The following is an 18682-nucleotide window of genomic DNA, read 5'->3' on the forward strand; positions in this document are numbered from 1 at the left end:
TCTTTCCTTTCTGTGTTTAAATGATTGCTTTTCGTGTGACGACTGCGACACCTTCTGGTGCCCAGACGGCGACTTTGGCGGTGCCTGTTACGCGGATCCAGCCTAGGCCTGAGATGACTAGGTCTGTCTTGTCCTTGATGTTAAATACATGTTGGACTAATTTTGGAAAATCTTCTTTTTCCTTACTATTTGGTGGTGTCAGAAGAGTTCCGAGGTGCTTGTCGTAGAAAGTACCAGCACCTTCAAGCTTGGTACGATGGAGTTTCAATTCATTGTCAAAGAAGGCAGTGAAACCTTGCTTTTCACCCGTAATGAAATCAAAGCGTCCGAGACCACCTAAAAACAGGGTTTGTTCAGGATTTAGCTGATAGGTTTTAGGCTTAATTTCCTTTTTGGGGCTGACATACTTGAGGTTTTTGGCAGTTAAGTAATGAGCCATCTGGTGACGGTGGATAATCCCCGGCGTATCGTAGATATAAGAACCATCATCAAGCGGAATCTCGATCTTGTCCAAGGTTGTCCCTGGGAAGCGCGAAGTCGTGATGACATTCTGATCACCCGTGATTTCTTGGATAATAGCATTGATAAGAGTTGATTTTCCAACGTTGGTCACACCGACCACATAGACATCGCGGCCCTTACGGTAGTGTTCAATCTTGTCAATGACTTCCTTTATGGCATGTTTGTTTTGTGCTGAAGTTAGGACGACATCGACTGGACGAAGACCTTCTTCGTGGGCACGTTCCATGAGCCACTGGCTAATCTTGCCTGGTTTAACAGACTTGGGCAGGATATCTTTTTTATTTCCAACCAAGAGGACATCATTGCCCGATACAAAGCGTGGCAAGCCTGGGATGACAGAGCCATTAAAGTCAAAGATATCAATGACATTGACCACTAAGGCATCACTGTCTCCCACTTCGTGCAAGAGCTTGAGGAAATCATCATCCGTCAACTGGACATCCGTGATTTCATTGTAGTGGCGGAGACGGAAACAGCGTTGGCAATAGACTTCGCCTGTCTCCAAACCTTTTTCAAGTGCCGACTGAGGGGTAAATCCAAGACCAGCCTTGTCTGTCGTCTGAATGGTTGCTCCACAACCAATACAGAGAATTTCTTCCATAGTTAAATTCCTTTTTTATATGTAATCGGTCCGTACTTTTCAGTGATTTTTCGCTTCACACGGCGCTCGCGAGTCCGGTTAATCTGCGTTTTGATCGAGTCATGTTGGACCAAGGGTTTGACTAAAATCGAGCGAATGCCAGCACGGTGGGCTGCTCGAATATCGGTCATGAGCTGGTCGCCAACCATGACCACTTCCTTTTTCTCATAGTGGAATTCCTTCATGGCACGATCAATCCCAAATGTGAAGGGCTTCAAGGCCCAATAAATGTAATCAATTCCAAACTTCTCAACTGCTCTTTGGACGCGTTTCTTAGTGTTATTTGAGACTACGATGATGCGAATACCAGCATCACGAAGGTCATGCAACCATCGTTTCATCTCTGGAGTCCCGTCAGGGTTATTCCAAGCAATGAGAGTATTATCTAAATCCACCAAAACAGCTTTTATTCCTTGTTTTTGCAGGCTTTCTACTGTCAAATCATAAACTGCTTCCACAGCAAAATCTGGCATGTAATTTTCAATCGCCATTCTGGCTCCTTCTCTTTTATTTTCTAGTAATTTTCTTCAGCCATTGAGATAAGGCTGCCCATAAAATCAAGCTAGCCATTAAGATATAAATCCAAGCATTTGGCTCTTCTGTAAATGGTAGAGGAACATTCATTCCGAAGAAACCTGTAATAACCGCAAGTACTGCTAGTAAGACGGAGACAATAGTCAAAATTGTCAAACTATCATTCAAGTTATTGTTTAGGATGTTGTTGTAAGAAGCTGAGAGTTGTTGCAAGACTTGAGAAATCAAGTCTGTCATAGACACCAACTGATGGGCTTCAATCATGGCATCATCAAACTGCTCTCGTTCGACATCATTAAATCTCCGATAAAGAGCATGGCCCTGGATATGTTCCAAGAGGAGTCGATTTTGTTTTGCCGCTGCTGTCAAGTAAACCATACCTGTCTCCAAGTCGGACAGGGCGAAGAGATTTTTCTTTGTTGTAGTTTGACGTAGCAAGGCACTAATTTCGTCCTTACTTTTATCCATCTCTTCAATGACAGGATAATAAGCGTTACTGATAATCTCTAAACCAGCAAAGAGAAACTTGTAAATCGAAAGCGACTCATGGCTATCCAGATAAGCTGACATCTGATCAATGACATAAGCATTCTTATGGTTGCTGATGGTAATCATTCGTTGTCTTTCGACGATAAAGGTCATCGGAATCGCTTCATAATATTCTTTGTCTTTTTCTAAATCAAGAACATTATAAATAAAGGTTACCGTCTCCGTTTCACGGTTATAATCCATATGAGCTCGTTCATTTCTATCCAGAGCATACTCAATGGTTTCCTTGTCCAATCCATAGATGTCAGAAAGATCTTCCATATTTTTAATCTTATCCACATCAAGGTCTATCCAGGTACAACCATTGCCCAACTGCTTTTCTAAAACCATCTTTTCTCCTTTATTAAACTCTTTCTATTGTACCACAAATTACTTAAAATAACAGGTCTAGTCTGTGCGTGAGAAATTGCTAACAACCGTGATATTTCGGTTAGGGACAAAGTGAAGGGCTTGCTCCTCACTACGAAGCTGAGTCGTACGAATACCGACACTAACCACCTTGCCCGATACAGTAATGGGGCCATTTGTCAGAACGACCTCATCTCCCACATCCAGTTGACGTTCAAAGAGGATGAAAAAGCCATTGATGACATCAGACAGAAAACCTTGGGCTCCCATCCCAATCGCCACCCCAGCAATCCCAGCCCCAGCCAACAAACTAGATACAGGTAAGCCTAAAATCGATAAAATACAGTAGAGTAAAAAGAAATATAGCGTATAATTAAACACATTTTCTAGTAAACGTAAGATGGTTTTTTGACGCCCGACATCATGATGAGACATTTTTAGAGAAGGTTTGGCAATTCTCTGCACCATGGTATGAAGCATTTTTTTAGCAATATAAAATACAATCAAAAGCAGTAAAAGAGAAATAATCTTGGTTAGAATATTCTCGATAATGGTTGTCACATCTAGCTTTTCAATATAAGCTTGAATAAATTTTTGCATATAAAACTCCTTTATTTCATTATACCATATTTTCATCAGTCTCATTCTCCATAAATATTCAAAAAATAGACAGAAAATTCTTGATTTTGTCTATCATTTATACTATAATCATAATCACTACATAAAAAGGAGATTATTATGAAAAGAATCATTCATGCTTGGAATAAGGCAAGCCTTGTCAAGCGTATCTTGATTGGTATGCTTTGTGGGGGAATCCTAGGACTGACCCTTCCTAATCTCTCAGGAATTGGGCTACTCGGGGATTTATTCGTCGGAGGTCTAAAAGCTGTTGCTCCTATCCTAGTCTTTGCCCTCGTTGCCAATGCCCTTTCCCAACATCAAAAGGGGCAAGATAGCAATATGAAAACTGTTGTTTTCTTGTATATCCTAGGAACTTTTGCCGCTGCTCTTGTAGCTGTTGTAGCTAGTTTCATCGTCCCTATTGAAATCACCCTAAATAGTGCCAATACTGAAATTGCACCACCAGATGGGATTGGGCAAGTCCTCAGCAACCTCTTGCTCAAACTGGTTGACAATCCAGTCAATGCCCTCATTACTGCCAACTACATCGGTATCCTATCTTGGGCAGTTGTTTTCGGGATTGCCATGAGAGAGGCCAGCAAAAATAGTAAAGAATTGCTAAAAACTATCGCTGATGTGACTTCTAAAATTGTCGAATGGATCATCAACCTGGCTCCATTTGGAATCCTTGGTCTTGTTTTTAAAACCATTTCTGACAAGGGAATCGGAAGCCTAGCCAACTACGGTATTTTATTGGTTCTATTAGTAACAACTATGCTTTTTGTTGCCCTTGTGGTCAACCCTTTGATTGCCTTCTTCTTTATGAGACGCAATCCTTACCCTCTAGTTTGGAACTGCCTCCGTGTCAGCGGTGTGACAGCCTTTTTCACTCGTAGTTCTGCGGCTAACATTCCTGTCAACATGAAACTCTGCCATGACCTTGGGCTAAACCCAGATACCTATTCTGTTTCTATCCCACTTGGTTCTACGATCAATATGGCTGGAGCAGCGATTACTATTAACGTTTTGACCCTTGCTGCCGTTAACACCCTTGGAATCCCCGTTGACTTCGCTACAGCCTTTGTCCTTAGTGTAGTAGCAGCTATCTCAGCCTGTGGAGCTTCTGGTATCGCTGGCGGTTCCCTCCTTCTCATCCCAGTTGCTTGTAGCCTTTTCGGTATTTCTAACGATATTGCCATGCAAGTTGTTGGGGTTGGATTTGTGATTGGTGTCATCCAAGACTCATGTGAAACAGCCCTCAACTCTTCTACAGACGTCCTCTTTACCGCCGTTGCCGAATACGCAGCAGCCCGTAAAAAATAACTCATAAAGACAAGCCTGCTCAGGTCTTGTCTTTTACGCTTTTATTCTAACTTATTAGGAAATTCTTATGTCTATTAGCCAACGTACGACTAAGCTCATCTTAGCTACCTGTCTTGCCTGTTTTCTTGCTTATTTTCTCAATCTTTCCTCAGCAGTTTCGGCTGGAATCATCGCCCTCTTAAGCCTATCTGATACCCGTAGAAGTACCTTAAAACTGGCCCGCAATCGGCTCTTTTCCATGCTTCTGGCTCTTGTTATCGGGGTTTTGGCTTTTCACTTGAGCGGATTTCATATCTGGAGCCTTGGCCTCTATCTTGCTCTATACGTTCCTCTAGCCTACAAGATGGGCTGGGAAATTGGTATCACACCAAGCACTGTTTTGGTTAGCCACCTATTGGTACAAGAGTCAACCTCTCCAGACCTTCTAGTCAATGAACTCCTTCTCTTTGCTATCGGTACAGGATTTGCCCTACTGGTCAATCTCTACATGCCTTCACGAGAAGAGGAAATCCAGTACTGCCACACGCTGGTGGAAGAAAAGTTAAAAGATATCCTCCTACGCTTCAAATATTATTTATCCAGAGGGGATGGACGCAACCGAGCACAGCTGGTGGAAGAATTAGACACTCTTTTGGAAAAAGCCCTCAAACTAGTCTATCTAGATCACTCTGATCACCTCTTTCACCAGACCGATTACCATATCCACTACTTTGAGATGAGACAGCGACAAAGTCGTATCCTGCGAAATATGGCCCAGCAAATCAACACCTGTCACCTAGCTGCCAGCGAAAGTCTGATTTTAGCACAGCTCTTTTCAAAAATTGCCGGTCAACTGAGCCAGACCAATCCTGCTTCTGATCTACTAGATGAAATTGAACGCTATCTAGAAGTCTTTCGCAACCGCAGTCTCCCCAAAACAAGAGAAGAATTTGAAACCCGCGCCACCCTTCTTCAACTCCTACGTGAAGCCAAAACCTTCATCCAAGTCAAAGTTGATTTTTACCAAAAATATGGACAGTAAAAAAGAAAACTTCAGACCAATCCACAAAAGGTGAATATCTGAAGTTTTCTTTTATTTGTGGCCCAAGAATGAGCATTCCTGGACTTCTCTTATTAGAATATTTAAATCAACCAATATAAAGGTTACCGATTGTTAGATTACGACACGGAGTTTGGCAAATCGATTCTAGTTGCCAAACGTAGTTAGTAAAGCAGTTAGCTAGGCCACTCACTACCAGTTACGACGGAAAGTTTTACGAATCGATATTATTCGTAAAACTTTACTAGTGGAGCGCCTAGCCAAGTTCCATAGAAACTTGGCGTTAGTTACTTAGATTGTTACACAATCAAGTAACTTTGGCGATCTACATTTTTTCTTCCAACTCTACGTCTGGATACTTGTCCGCAAACCAACGGAGGGCAAAGTCATTTTCAAAAAGGAAGACTGGTTGGTCAAAACGGTCTTTGGCCAAGATATTGCGACTTGATGACATCCGTTCATCCAAATCCTCAGGCTTGATCCAACGAACGGTCTTTTTACCCATTGGACTCATGACGACTTCCGCATTGTATTCGCCTTCCATACGGTGTTTGAAGACTTCAAACTGGAGTTGACCTACAGCTCCCAGCATGTACTCGCCTGTTTGGTAATTTTTATAAAGCTGAATGGCACCCTCTTGCACCAGTTGCTCAATTCCCTTGTGGAAGGATTTTTGCTTCATGACATTCTTAGCAGAAACTTTCATGAAAATTTCAGGGGTAAAGGTTGGTAGGGGTTCAAATTCAAATTTATTTTTCCCAACTGTCAAGGTATCCCCAACCTGATAAGTACCGGTATCGTAAACCCCGATAATATCACCTGCCACGGCATTGGTCACATTCTCACGACTTTCAGCCATAAACTGAGTGACATTCGACAGTTTAGCCCCTTTACCAGTACGAGGTAGATTGACACTCATGCCACGTTCAAATTCACCCGATACGATACGGACAAAGGCAATACGGTCACGGTGACGAGGATCCATATTGGCTTGGATTTTAAAGACAAATCCTGAGAAATCCTTGTCGTAAGGATCCACAATTTCGCCATCTGTTTTCTTGTGTCCATGTGGTTCTGGAGCAAACTTGAGGAAGGTCTCAAGGAAGGTCTGCACACCAAAGTTTGTCAAAGCTGAACCAAAGAAGACAGGTGTCAATTCTCCAGCAAGGATAGCTTCCTCTGAAAACTCATTTCCAGCTTCATTTAAAAGTTCAATATCATCTTTGACTTGCTCGTAGAAAGGATTGCTACCAAAAAGCTTGTCCCCATCTTCTAGACTAGCAAAACGCTCATCCCCTTTGTAGAGCTCCAGGCGTTGGTTATAGAGATCATACAAACCCTCAAAAGCTTTCCCCATCCCGATTGGCCAGTTCATAGGGTAGCTAGCAATTCCCAAGACTTCTTCCAATTCTTGCAAGAGGTCCAGTGGCTCACGTCCGTCACGGTCTAGCTTGTTCATAAAGGTAAAGACTGGAATGCCACGGTGTTTCACAACCTCAAACAATTTCTTGGTTTGGGCCTCGATACCCTTGGCAGAATCCACGACCATGACCGCAGCATCCACCGCCATCAAGGTACGATAAGTATCTTCTGAGAAGTCCTCGTGCCCTGGTGTGTCGAGGATATTCACGCGCTTGCCATCGTAGTCAAACTGCATAACAGATGAAGTAACCGAAATCCCACGTTGCTTCTCGATATCCATCCAGTCAGACTTGGCAAAAGTCCCTGTTTTCTTTCCTTTAACCGTACCAGCCTCACGAATCTCGCCCCCAAAGTAGAGCAACTGCTCAGTAATAGTAGTTTTCCCCGCGTCAGGGTGGGAGATGATGGCAAAGGTACGGCGTTTCTTAATTTCTTCTTGAATATTCATAAGTTCTCTTTCTTTGATTCTCTATTTTTCTTGTTTCGATAGCTAAGAATGATTTTTACATTGGATTTTACCATTCCTTTCAACACTCCATTATATCGGATTTTAGCATTTTTTTCAATTTCTATTTCTTTTCACTTATCCCTCCCTTATTTATAGGAAAATATGGTAAAATAGAACAGACTAAAAATCATCATTTCACGAAAGGATGCAAGATGAAAATTACGCAAGAAGAGGTAACACACGTTGCCAATCTTTCAAAATTAAGATTCTCTGAAGAAGAAACTGCTGCCTTTGCGACTACCTTGTCTAAGATTGTTGACATGGTTGAGTTGCTAGGCGAAGTTGACACAACTGGTGTCGCACCAACTACAACTATGGCTGACCGCAAGACTGTACTCCGACCTGATGTGGCCGAAGAAGGAACAGACCGCGATCGCTTGTTTAAAAACGTACCTGAAAAAGATAACTATTATATCAAGGTACCAGCTATCCTAGACGATGGAGGAGATGCCTAATGACTTTCAACAATAAAACCATTGAAGACTTGCACAATCTCCTTGTTTCTAAGGAAATTTCAGCAACAGAATTGACACAAGCTACGCTTGAAGATATCAAGTCTCGCGAGACAGCTATTAACGCTTTTGTTACCATCGCTGAGGAGCAAGCCCTTGCTCAAGCTAAAGCTATTGATGAAACTGGAATTGACACTGACAATGTCCTTTCAGGAATTCCACTTGCAGTTAAGGATAACATCTCTACAGACGGTATTCTCACAACTGCTGCCTCAAAAATGCTCTACAACTACGAGCCTATCTTTGATGCGACAGCCGTTGCTAATGCCAAAGCTAAAGGTATGATTGTTGTCGGAAAAACCAACATGGACGAATTTGCCATGGGTGGTTCAGGTGAAACTTCTCACTACGGTGCCACTAAAAATGCTTGGGATCAGACCAAGGTTCCTGGTGGTTCTTCAAGTGGTTCAGCCGCAGCTGTAGCCTCAGGACAAGTCCGCTTGTCACTTGGTTCTGATACCGGTGGTTCTATCCGCCAACCTGCTGCCTTCAACGGGATTGTTGGTCTCAAACCAACCTACGGAACGGTTTCTCGTTTCGGTCTCATTGCCTTTGGTAGCTCATTAGACCAGATTGGACCTTTTGCGCCAACTGTTAAGGAAAATGCCCTCCTGCTCAATGCTATTGCCAGCGAAGATGTCAAAGACTCTACTTCTGCTCCTGTCCGCATCGCCGACTTTACTTCAAAAATCGGCCAAGACATCAAGGGTATGAAAATCGCTTTGCCTAAGGAATACCTCGGTGAAGGAATTGACCCAGAGGTTAAGGAAACCATTCTGAATGCCGCTAAACACTTTGAAAAACTTGGTGCTATTGTCGAAGAAGTCAGCCTTCCTCACTCTAAATACGGAGTTGCCGTTTACTACATCATCGCTTCATCTGAAGCTTCATCAAACTTGCAACGTTTTGACGGTATCCGTTACGGCTACCGCGCAGAGGATGCAACCAACCTTGATGAAATCTATGTAAACAGCCGTAGCCAAGGTTTCGGTGAAGAAGTGAAACGTCGTATCATGTTAGGTACTTTCAGTCTTTCATCAGGTTATTACGATGCTTACTACAAGAAGGCTGGTCAAGTCCGTACCCTCATCATCCAAGATTTCGAAAAAGTCTTCGCGGATTACGACTTGATTTTGGGTCCAACTGCTCCTAGTGTTGCCTATGACTTGGACTCACTCAACCATGACCCAGTTGCCATGTACTTGGCTGACCTCTTGACCATCCCAGTCAACTTAGCTGGTCTACCAGGAATTTCGATTCCTGCTGGATTCTCTCAAGGTCTACCTGTCGGTCTACAATTGATTGGTCCTAAGTACTCTGAGGAAACCATTTACCAAGCTGCTGCTGCCTTTGAAGCAACAACAGACTACCACAAACAACAACCCGTGATTTTTGGAGGTGACAACTAATGAACTTTGAAACAGTCATTGGACTTGAAGTCCACGTAGAGCTCAACACCAATTCAAAAATCTTCTCACCTACTTCTGCCCACTTCGGAAATGACCAAAATGCCAACACTAACGTGATTGACTGGTCCTTCCCAGGAGTACTTCCGGTTCTCAACAAAGGTGTTGTCGATGCCGGTATCAAAGCTGCTCTTGCCCTCAATATGGACATCCACAAAAAGATGCACTTTGACCGCAAGAACTACTTCTATCCTGATAATCCAAAGGCCTACCAAATTTCCCAGTTTGATGAACCAATCGGTTATAACGGCTGGATTGAAGTCGAGCTAGAAGACGGTACGACTAAGAAAATCGGTATCGAACGTGCCCACCTAGAAGAAGACGCTGGTAAAAACACCCACGGTACAGACGGTTACTCTTATGTTGACCTCAACCGCCAAGGGGTGCCTTTGATCGAGATTGTATCTGAAGCCGATATGCGTTCACCAGAAGAAGCCTACGCTTACCTAACAGCCCTCAAGGAGGTTATCCAGTACGCTGGCATTTCTGACGTTAAGATGGAAGAAGGTTCTATGCGTGTGGATGCCAACATCTCACTTCGTCCGTATGGTCAAGAAAAATTCGGTACCAAAACTGAGTTGAAAAACCTCAACTCCTTCTCAAACGTTCGCAAAGGTCTTGAATACGAAGTTCAACGTCAAGCTGAAATCCTTCGCTCAGGTGGTCAAATCCGTCAAGAAACACGCCGTTACGACGAAGCTAACAAGGCAACCATCCTCATGCGTGTCAAAGAAGGTGCTGCAGACTACCGCTACTTCCCAGAACCAGACCTACCTCTCTTTGAAATTTCAGATGAGTGGATTGAGGAAATGCGTACAGAGTTACCAGAATTTCCAAAAGAACGCCGTGCTCGCTACGTCTCTGACCTTGGCTTGTCAGACTACGATGCTAGCCAGTTGACTGCTAACAAAGTCACTTCTGACTTCTTTGAAAAAGCTGTTGCTCTCGGTGGCGATGCTAAGCAAGTCTCTAACTGGATCCAAGGGGAAGTCGCTCAATTCTTGAACGCTGAAGGCAAAACTCTCGAACAAATCGAATTGACACCAGAAAACTTGGTTGAAATGATTGCCATCATCGAAGACGGCACGATCTCTTCTAAGATTGCCAAGAAAGTCTTTGTCCACCTAGCTAAAAATGGTGGTGGTGCGCGTGAATACGTGGAAAAAGCAGGTATGGTCCAAATCTCAGATCCAGATGTCCTGATTCCAATCATCCACCAAGTCTTTGCGGATAACGAAGCAGCCGTTGCCGACTTCAAGTCAGGCAAACGTAACGCAGACAAGGCCTTCACAGGATTCCTTATGAAATCAACCAAAGGCCAAGCCAACCCACAAGTCGCCCTTAAACTCCTTGCCCAAGAATTGGCGAAGTTGAAAGAAAAGTAAGCAAAAAGAGACTACAAACAGTCTTTAAAATCAGAAAAACGCATACTATCAGGTATTGAAAAACTTGATGCTATGCGTTTTATTGTGGAAAAATCTAGATTATTTTCTCCTGAAATTGAGTTTTTGCCCAGATTCCTCTCCCCTACCATCTCCCATTAACTATTTTGGCTTTATTTCCAGAAGATTTTATGGTAAAATGAAGAGTAATAATATTTATTAAAGAGGTAAAAACATGATTGAAGCAAGCAAATTGAAAGCTGGTATGACATTTGAAACTGCAGACGGAAAATTGATCCGCGTTTTGGAAGCTAGCCACCACAAACCAGGTAAAGGGAACACAATCATGCGTATGAAATTGCGTGATGTCCGTACTGGTTCTACATTTGACACAAGCTACCGTCCAGAAGAAAAATTCGAACAAGCTATTATCGAGACTGTTCCAGCTCAATACTTGTACAAAATGGATGAAACTGCCTACTTCATGAATACTGAAACTTACGACCAATACGAAATCCCAGTCGTAAACGTTGAAAATGAATTGCTTTACATCCTTGAAAACTCTGATGTAAAAATCCAATTCTACGGAACTGAAGTAATCGGTGTCACTGTACCAACTACTGTTGAATTAACAGTCGCTGAAACACAACCATCTATCAAAGGTGCTACTGTTACAGGTTCTGGTAAACCAGCAACTATGGAAACTGGACTTGTTGTCAACGTTCCTGACTTCATCGAAGCTGGACAAAAATTGATCATCAACACTGCAGAAGGAACTTACGTTTCTCGTGCCTAATCTCTAGAAAGAGGTCATTCTATGGGAATTGAAGAACAATTTGGCGAAATCGTTATCGCTCCACGTGTACTTGAAAAAATCATTGCCATCGCAACTGCTAAAGTTGATGGTGTCCACTCATTTTCAAATAAATCCGTATCTGACACCCTATCAAAACTCTCTCTTGGTCGTGGCGTCTACTTAAAAGAAAGCAACGAAGAGCTAACTGCTGACATCTATCTCTATCTTGAGTACGGTGTGAAAGTACCTAAAGTCGCTATGGCTATCCAAAAAGCTGTTAAGGACGCTGTTCGTAATATGGCTGATGTGGAACTTTCTGTTGTCAATATTCACGTTGCGGGAATCGTTCCGGATAAAACTCCGAAACCAGAGTTGAAAGATTTGTTTGACGAGGACTTCCTCAATGACTAGTCCACTATTAGAATCCAGACGTGAACTTCGTAAATGCGCTTTTCAAGCTCTTATGAGCCTTGAATTCGGCACAGATATGAAAACTGCTTGTCGCTTTGCCTACACGCATGACCGTGAAGATGAAGATGTGCAAATCCCAGCCTTTCTTCTAAACTTGGTTTCTGGTATCCAAGCTCAAAAAGAAGAGTTGGATAAACAAATCAACCAGCACCTCAAATCAGGCTGGACAGTTGAACGCTTAACCTTGGTCGAAAAAAACTTACTACGCTTGGGTATCTTTGAAATCACATCATTTGATACACCTCAGCTGGTAGCAGTCAATGAAGCCATTGAACTTGCCAAGAATTTTTCAGATCAAAAATCAGCCCGTTTTATCAATGGATTGCTTAGTCAATTTGTAACTGAAGAAAATGAATAATCGAAAAGGTGTTTGGTCTTCCAAGCACCTTTTACTTCGTCCTTGATACAGAGTAAGAACCACATAAAAACTAGAACTGACTGCCAGTTCTAGTTTTTGCGTATTCTGAAGAACTATACTCAATGAAAATCAAAGAGCAAACTAGGAAGCTAGCCGTAGACTGCTCAAAACACGGTTTTGAGGTTGTGGATANNTACGGCAAGGCGAAGCTGACGTGGTTTGAAGAGATTTTCGAAGAGTATTAGTATTTTCTAAATCGTTGGTAACGTTCTCCCAACAACGCTTCTAACGGTTTTTGTGAAAGTCTAGCCAGCTCCGTTTGGAGTTCTTTTTTGACACTCTTAATCAGTTCTTTGCTAGAAAGTCCTGCTTCAGAAATCACCTTGTCTACTACGTCCATTTCTAACAGTTCATGCGAAGTGATTTTCATCAACTCTGCTGCTTCCATGGCACGACTACCGTCCTTCCATAGAATGGAAGCAAAGCCTTCTGGGCTGAGAATGGCATAAATAGAATTTTCCAGCATCCAAACACGGTCCGCAACGGCTAGAGCCAAAGCCCCACCAGAACCACCTTCACCGATAATGATAGCAATAATCGGAACTTTCAGGTCACTCATTTCCATGAGATTGCGAGCAATAGCTTCTCCCTGTCCACGTTCTTCCGCTCCCACACCAGGATAGGCACCTGCTGTATTGATAAAGGTCACAACTGGACGGCCAAATTTTTCAGCCTGTTTCATCAACCGTAGAGCCTTGCGGTAGCCTTCTGGATGCGGTTGACCAAAATTCCGTTTTAGGTTGTCTTGTAAACTCTTGCCTTTTTGAATACCAACCACTGTTACAGCTTGGTCTCCAAGCCAGCCGATACCACCAACAACTGCACCATCATCTCGAAAAGAACGGTCACCATGTAATTGGATAAATTCATCAAAAATGCCTGTCGCAAAATCCAAAGTTGTCAAGCGACTCTGCTCACGCGCTTCTCTGACTATTTTTGCAATATTCATCTAGGACTCCCTCCATGCAATCTGACTAGGCTTGCAATCGTATCTGGCAAGTCTCTTCTTTTAACGATAGCATCCACAAAGCCATGTTCCAATAGGAATTCTGCCTTTTGGAACCCCTCAGGCAAGCTCTCACGAACCGTATTTTCAATGACACGACGCCCAGCAAAACCAACCAAACTTTGTGGTTCAGCCAGAATGATATCGCCTTCCATAGCGAAAGAAGCTGTCACACCACCAGTCGTTGGATCTGTCAAAATAGTCAGGTAAAAGAGGCCAGCATTTGAATGACGTTTAACCGCTGCAGAAATCTTGGCCATCTGCATGAGACTCATAATTCCTTCCTGCATACGGGCCCCACCAGAGGCTGTGAAGAGAACAACTGGTAACTGTTCAACAGTCGCATACTCAAACAAACGAGTGATTTTTTCCCCTACAACCGTACCCATAGAAGCCATGATAAAGTTGGAATCCATAATCCCAAGAGCCACAGTCTGACCCTTAATAAGAGCTGTTCCTGTCACAACGGCTTCGTCCAGACCAGTTTTTTCACGCATAGTTGCTAATTTCTTTTGATAACCAGGGAAATGCAAGAGATCCTTGCTCTCAATCCCTGTAAACAATTCCTTGAAGGTTCCCATATCAATCGTCAAAGCCAAGCGTTCTTGGGCAGAAATACGAAAGGTATAGCTACAATGTGGACAGATACGTTCACTTCCCAGATCCTTCTGATAAATGGTATGCTTACAGCCTGGACACTGGGAGAATAATTCATCTGGAACCTCTGGCTTAGCTTGAGGTTTTTCCCTAACCGAACGATTGGGATTGATTCGAATATACTTATCTTTTTTACTAAATAGAGCCATTGATTCCCCTTTTCGGTTTAAACTCTTGAAGTCATTTTATTCTTTTTCTTGATATTTAGGTAAGAAGGTTTCCATCAAGAAGGAAGTATCGTAATCTCCAGCAATGACATTGCGATCTGAAATGAGGTCAAGCTGGAAATCAGCATTGGTCTGCACCCCTTCAATCTCTAATTCATAGAGGGCACGTTGCATTTTCATCAAGGCATCAAAACGATTTTCACCATGAACGATGATTTTAGCAATCATACTATCATAATAAGGCGGAATGGTATAGCCTGGATAAACTGCTGAATCCACGCGCAAGCCAACTCCACCACTTGGCAGATAGAGATTGGTAATCTTACCTGGACTTGGAGCAAAGTTAAAGGCTGGATTTTCTGCATTGATTCGACACTCGATGGCATGACCTCGTAGGACAATATCTTCTTGCTTAACAGACAGAGGCTGACCTGCCGCAATGCGAATCTGTTCCTTAACGATATCCACACCTGAAACAAATTCTGTTACTGGATGTTCTACTTGTACACGAGTATTCATCTCCATGAAGTAGAAATTGCTACTTGCTTCATCAAGCAAAAACTCAATGGTTCCTGCATTCTCATAGCCAACAGACTCTGCAGCTCGAACAGCAGCAGCACCGATTTCATGACGTAGCGTTTTTCCGATTGCAATCGAAGGACTTTCTTCTAAAACCTTTTGGTTATTCCGTTGAAGAGAGCAATCCCGTTCCCCCAAGTGGATTACATTCCCGTGTTCATCTCCTAGGATTTGAACCTCGATGTGACGAGCTGGATAGATAACCCGTTCTATGTACATGGCACCATTGCCATAATTGGCCTTGGCTTCACTAGAGGCGGTCTCAAAAGCTGATACGAGGTCCTCTGGTTTTTCAACCTTACGAATCCCTTTACCACCTCCACCTGCTGAAGCCTTGAGCATAACAGGATAGCCAATTTTTTCAGCAACAATCAAGGCTTCCTCAGAGTTATGCACTTCTCCATCTGAACCTGGAATGACAGGCACACCAGCCTTAATCATCTGAGCACGCGCATTGATTTTGTCTCCCATCATATCCATGACATGACCAGATGGGCCGATAAACTTAATACCCACCTCTTCACACATGGTAGCAAATTTAGAATTTTCACTGAGAAAGCCAAAACCTGGGTGAATGGCTTCTGCCTCAGTCAAGACTGCAGCTGATAGGACCGCATTGATATTGAGATAAGACTCTGTTGCCTTGCCAGGACCGATACAAACTGCTTCATCTGCCAAAAGCGTATGAAGGGCTTCCTTATCAGCAGTTGAATAAACCGCTACCGTCGCAATCCCCAATTCACGCGCCGCACGGATGATACGAACCGCAATTTCACCACGATTGGCAATTAAAATTTTTCGAAACATGGAGAACCTCCTTAGTTCCCAATTGCAAAGGTTAGAGTACCACTGGCTGCAAGCTTGCCATCCACTTCAGCCTTTGCTTCAACCACGGCAATGGTACCACGGCGTTTTACAAAAGTCGCTGTCATAACTAATTGGTCGCCTGGTACAACTTGCTTCTTGAACTTAACCTTATCCATACCAGCGTAAAAGACCAGTTTTCCTTTATTTTCAGGTTTTGACAACTCCAAGACACCAGCTGTTTGCGCCAAGGCTTCCATGATCAGAACACCTGGCATAACTGGGTATTGAGGAAAATGACCGTTAAAGAAAGGCTCATTGATGGTCACATTTTTGATGGCAACGATGGTATCCTCGCTCACTTCCAAGACACGGTCCACTAGGAGCATAGGATAACGGTGGGGAAGGGCTTCTTTGATTCCTTGAATATCGATCATTTGATACGTACCAATCCTTTACCAAACTCAACCATTTCTTCGTTAGAAACGAGAATTTCCGTTACCACACCATCCTTAGGAGCTGGGATTTCATTCATGACTTTCATAGCTTCGATGATCAACAATGTTTGACCTTTTTTGACACTATCACCAACTGAAACGAAGGAAGGTTTATCTGGACCAGCAGCCAAGTAAGCCACCCCAACAAGTGGGCTCTCTACAAGATCTCCCTCAGCAGCCACACTTACTTCAGCTGGAGCTGGAACCTCTTCTGCTACAGTTTCTGCTGGAGCAGATGAAGGAGCTACTGGACTTGGTGTTGCTAGAACAGGCGCTGGAGCGACTTGAGATGCACCTTCAGACACCAGTCTCGCTTCATTCTTGCTGAACTGCAACTCATCCGTCCCATTTTTATAAGAAAATTCTCTCAAACTTGACTGGTCAAATTGGGCCATCAAGTCTTTAATATCGTTTAAATTCATACTTATTTATTCTCCCAACGTTTGAAAGCAAGAACTGCATTGTGGCCACCAAAACCAAAAGTATTTGAAATAGCGTATGGAATTTCTTGCTCCAAGCCTTGTCCATAAACGACATTGGCTTCAATATACTCTGATACTTCGCTTGTGCCAGCTGTCATTGGTACAAAGTTATGACGCATAGCTTCGATTGTGACGATAGCTTCTACTGCACCTGCAGCACCCAGCAAATGTCCTGTGAATGATTTGGTTGATGATACAGGTACTTCCTTACCAAGAACAGCCACGATCGCACCACTTTCTCCTTTTTCATTAGCAGGAGTTGACGTTCCGTGAGCATTGACATAGGCTACTTGCTCTGGAGAAATCTCAGCTTCTTCCAAGGCTAGTTTGATGGCCTTGATAGCTCCTTGACCTTCTGGATGAGGAGAAGTCATATGGTAGGCATCACAGGTATTTCCGTAACCAACCACTTCAGCAAGGATAGTAGCCCCACGTTTTTCAGCGTGTTCAAGGCTTTCAAGAACCAACATCCCTGAACCTTCACCCATAACAAACCCATTGCGATCCTTATCAAATGGGATAGAAGCACGAGTTGGATCCTCTGTAGTTGAGAGAGCAGTTAGGGCTTGAAAACCAGCAATAGCAAAAGGTGTGATAGAGGCTTCTGAACCACCTACCAACATAATGTCTTGGAAACCAAATTTAATTGAGCGGAAGGCATCACCAATCGCGTCATTTGATGAAGCGCAGGCAGTATTGATGGATTTACAAACACCGTTTGCTCCAAAACGCATAGCAACATTTCCTGAAGCCATATTTGGCAAGGCTTTTGGAAGGGTCAATGGTTTCACACGTTTTGGTCCTTTGTCATTTAGGCGAAGCACTTGATCCTCAATTTCTTTGATTCCACCAATACCAGAGGCCACAATAACACCAAAACGATCTTTATCAAGAGTCTCTACATCGAGATTAGCGTGATTGACAGCTTCTTGGGCTGCGTACAAGGCATACAAAGAGTAGTTATCAAAACGATTGGTATCTTTCTTAACAAAGTATTTATCAAAAGGAAAATCTTGGATTTCTGCTGCATTATGCACATCAAAGTCACTATGATCAAATTTCGTAATTTGACCAATTCCGATTTTTCCAGTTGTCAAACTATTCCAAAATTCTTCTGGTGTATTTCCGATTGGAGATGTTACTCCATAACCTGTTACTACTACGCGATTTAGTTTCATCTTTTTTACCTCTAGCTTCTGCTACATACTTAAGCCACCATCAATGGCAACCACTTGACCAGTTAGATAATCTTGGCCTGCTAAAAATACTGTCAAATCTGCAACCTGCTCTGCCTGCCCAAATTCTTTCATAGGAATTTGCGCTAGCATGGCATCTTTCACCTTGTCTGATAGGACAGCTGTCATATCGGACTCAATCATTCCAGGTGCGATAGCATTAACCCTGATATTGCGATTGGCCACTTCACGAGCCACAGACTTGGTAAAACCAATCAAACCAGCCTTAGAAGCTGCATAGTTAGCTTGACCGATATTTCCCATCAAACCAACAACACTAGACATATTAATGATAGCACCTTCTCTGGCTTTCATCATCGGTTTCAAGACTGATTGTGTCATGTTAAAAGCGCCAGTCAGGTTAACCTTGAGAACTTTTTCAAAATCTGCTTCTGTCATCTTGAGCATCAGGGTATCTTGGGTAATTCCTGCATTGTTGATCAAAACGTCTACTGAACCCAGCTCTGCAATAGCTTGCTCAACCATACGCTTAGCGTCTGCAAAATCTGATACATCTCCTGAAATGGGAACCACCTTGACACCGTAGTCTGAAAACTCAGCGAGCAATTCTTCTGAAATTGCACCACGACTGTTTAAGACAATGTTGGCTCCTGCTTGAGCAAACTTGTGGGCAATGGCAAGACCAATCCCACGACTCGAACCTGTAATAAAGATATTTTTATTTTTTAGTTGCATTCTTTTCT

Annotated in this window: 20 protein-coding genes; 8 read left to right on the forward strand and 12 right to left on the reverse strand. The window is 43.0% G+C overall.

Annotated features, from left to right (window positions below; translation table 11 throughout):
* Positions 1–16: 16 nt before the first annotated feature.
* Genes yqeH through HT722_RS01035 form a run of 4 tightly spaced genes read right to left on the reverse strand, consistent with a single transcriptional unit; the run spans position 17 to position 3193 of the window.
* Positions 17–1123 carry a ribosome biogenesis GTPase YqeH gene (gene yqeH, locus HT722_RS01020; RefSeq protein WP_173277042.1) on the reverse strand — a complete coding sequence of 369 codons (1107 nt, stop codon included), beginning with the start codon at positions 1121–1123 and terminating at the stop codon, positions 17–19.
* Positions 1124–1125: 2 nt separating this feature from the next.
* Positions 1126–1653 (reverse strand): YqeG family HAD IIIA-type phosphatase, encoded by a 528-nt coding sequence (locus HT722_RS01025; protein ID WP_173277043.1) that lies wholly within the window; start codon positions 1651–1653, stop codon positions 1126–1128.
* A 16-nt stretch (positions 1654–1669) separates the two neighbouring features.
* Positions 1670–2575: a magnesium transporter CorA family protein gene (locus tag HT722_RS01030; RefSeq protein ID WP_000242268.1), complete on the reverse strand. Its 906-nt coding sequence runs from the start codon at positions 2573–2575 to the stop codon at positions 1670–1672.
* Positions 2576–2632: 57 nt separating this feature from the next.
* Positions 2633–3193, reverse strand: a complete 561-nt coding sequence (locus HT722_RS01035; protein ID WP_173277044.1) for a mechanosensitive ion channel domain-containing protein — start codon at positions 3191–3193, stop codon at positions 2633–2635.
* 138 nt (positions 3194–3331) lie between these two features.
* Between HT722_RS01035 and sstT the strand changes: the two genes are divergently transcribed.
* Together sstT and HT722_RS01045 are read left to right on the forward strand one after the other, a co-directional pair.
* On the forward strand, positions 3332–4537 hold the full coding sequence (sstT, locus tag HT722_RS01040) for a serine/threonine transporter SstT (protein WP_050079233.1): 1206 nt from the start codon (positions 3332–3334) through the stop codon (positions 4535–4537).
* 67 nt (positions 4538–4604) lie between these two features.
* Positions 4605–5558, forward strand: a complete 954-nt coding sequence (locus HT722_RS01045) for an aromatic acid exporter family protein (RefSeq protein WP_173277045.1) — start codon at positions 4605–4607, stop codon at positions 5556–5558.
* Positions 5559–5901: 343 nt separating this feature from the next.
* Here HT722_RS01045 and HT722_RS01050 read toward each other — a convergent pair whose 3' ends face one another.
* Complete coding sequence (locus HT722_RS01050) at positions 5902–7446, reverse strand: peptide chain release factor 3 (protein WP_001025437.1); 1545 nt, start codon at positions 7444–7446, stop codon at positions 5902–5904.
* A 212-nt stretch (positions 7447–7658) separates the two neighbouring features.
* Here HT722_RS01050 and gatC point away from each other — a divergent pair, with 212 nt between their 5' ends.
* The 6 genes from gatC to nusB all read left to right on the forward strand — a co-directional run bounded on the left by gatC (position 7659) and on the right by nusB (position 12491).
* The gene (gene gatC, locus HT722_RS01055) at positions 7659–7961 is read left to right on the forward strand and encodes an Asp-tRNA(Asn)/Glu-tRNA(Gln) amidotransferase subunit GatC (protein ID WP_000705419.1); all 303 of its coding nucleotides are present in this window, start codon (positions 7659–7661) and stop codon (positions 7959–7961) included.
* Positions 7961–9427, forward strand: coding sequence for an Asp-tRNA(Asn)/Glu-tRNA(Gln) amidotransferase subunit GatA (gene gatA, locus HT722_RS01060; RefSeq protein ID WP_173277046.1), 1467 nt, complete (start codon positions 7961–7963; stop codon positions 9425–9427). The genes gatC and gatA overlap by 1 nt, the downstream gene beginning before the upstream one ends.
* The gene (gene gatB / locus HT722_RS01065) at positions 9427–10869 is read left to right on the forward strand and encodes an Asp-tRNA(Asn)/Glu-tRNA(Gln) amidotransferase subunit GatB (protein ID WP_173277047.1); all 1443 of its coding nucleotides are present in this window, start codon (positions 9427–9429) and stop codon (positions 10867–10869) included. The genes gatA and gatB overlap by 1 nt, the downstream gene beginning before the upstream one ends.
* A 232-nt stretch (positions 10870–11101) precedes the next feature.
* On the forward strand, positions 11102–11662 hold the full coding sequence (gene efp, locus HT722_RS01070; RefSeq protein WP_000568643.1) for an elongation factor P: 561 nt from the start codon (positions 11102–11104) through the stop codon (positions 11660–11662).
* 21 nt (positions 11663–11683) lie between these two features.
* On the forward strand, positions 11684–12073 hold the full coding sequence (locus HT722_RS01075; protein WP_050242198.1) for an Asp23/Gls24 family envelope stress response protein: 390 nt from the start codon (positions 11684–11686) through the stop codon (positions 12071–12073).
* On the forward strand, positions 12066–12491 hold the full coding sequence (nusB, locus tag HT722_RS01080) for a transcription antitermination factor NusB (RefSeq protein WP_173277048.1): 426 nt from the start codon (positions 12066–12068) through the stop codon (positions 12489–12491). Before HT722_RS01075 ends, nusB begins: the two co-directional genes overlap by 8 nt.
* A 241-nt stretch (positions 12492–12732) precedes the next feature.
* Here nusB and HT722_RS01085 read toward each other — a convergent pair whose 3' ends face one another.
* Genes HT722_RS01085 through fabG form a run of 7 tightly spaced genes read right to left on the reverse strand, consistent with a single transcriptional unit; the run spans position 12733 to position 18674 of the window.
* Positions 12733–13500, reverse strand: a complete 768-nt coding sequence (locus HT722_RS01085; RefSeq protein WP_173277049.1) for an acetyl-CoA carboxylase carboxyl transferase subunit alpha — start codon at positions 13498–13500, stop codon at positions 12733–12735.
* Positions 13497–14363, reverse strand: a complete 867-nt coding sequence (accD, locus tag HT722_RS01090) for an acetyl-CoA carboxylase, carboxyltransferase subunit beta (protein ID WP_173277050.1) — start codon at positions 14361–14363, stop codon at positions 13497–13499. Before accD ends, HT722_RS01085 begins: the two co-directional genes overlap by 4 nt.
* Positions 14364–14399: 36 nt before the next feature.
* The gene (gene accC / locus HT722_RS01095; protein ID WP_061759874.1) at positions 14400–15767 is read right to left on the reverse strand and encodes an acetyl-CoA carboxylase biotin carboxylase subunit; all 1368 of its coding nucleotides are present in this window, start codon (positions 15765–15767) and stop codon (positions 14400–14402) included.
* A gap of 11 nt (positions 15768–15778) precedes the next feature.
* A complete protein-coding gene (gene fabZ / locus HT722_RS01100) occupies positions 15779–16201 on the reverse strand; it encodes a 3-hydroxyacyl-ACP dehydratase FabZ (RefSeq protein ID WP_000565515.1) in 423 nt (140 codons plus the stop codon).
* The gene (accB, locus tag HT722_RS01105) at positions 16198–16683 is read right to left on the reverse strand and encodes an acetyl-CoA carboxylase biotin carboxyl carrier protein (RefSeq protein ID WP_173277051.1); all 486 of its coding nucleotides are present in this window, start codon (positions 16681–16683) and stop codon (positions 16198–16200) included. The genes fabZ and accB overlap by 4 nt, the downstream gene beginning before the upstream one ends.
* Before the next feature lie 2 nt (positions 16684–16685).
* Positions 16686–17921 (reverse strand): beta-ketoacyl-ACP synthase II, encoded by a 1236-nt coding sequence (gene fabF / locus HT722_RS01110; protein ID WP_173277052.1) that lies wholly within the window; start codon positions 17919–17921, stop codon positions 16686–16688.
* Positions 17922–17942: 21 nt separating this feature from the next.
* Positions 17943–18674: a 3-oxoacyl-[acyl-carrier-protein] reductase gene (gene fabG / locus HT722_RS01115; RefSeq protein ID WP_173277053.1), complete on the reverse strand. Its 732-nt coding sequence runs from the start codon at positions 18672–18674 to the stop codon at positions 17943–17945.
* Positions 18675–18682 lie beyond the last annotated feature (8 nt).

This window comes from Streptococcus sp. 53, assembly GCF_013276565.1.
Lineage (GTDB): Bacteria > Bacillota > Bacilli > Lactobacillales > Streptococcaceae > Streptococcus.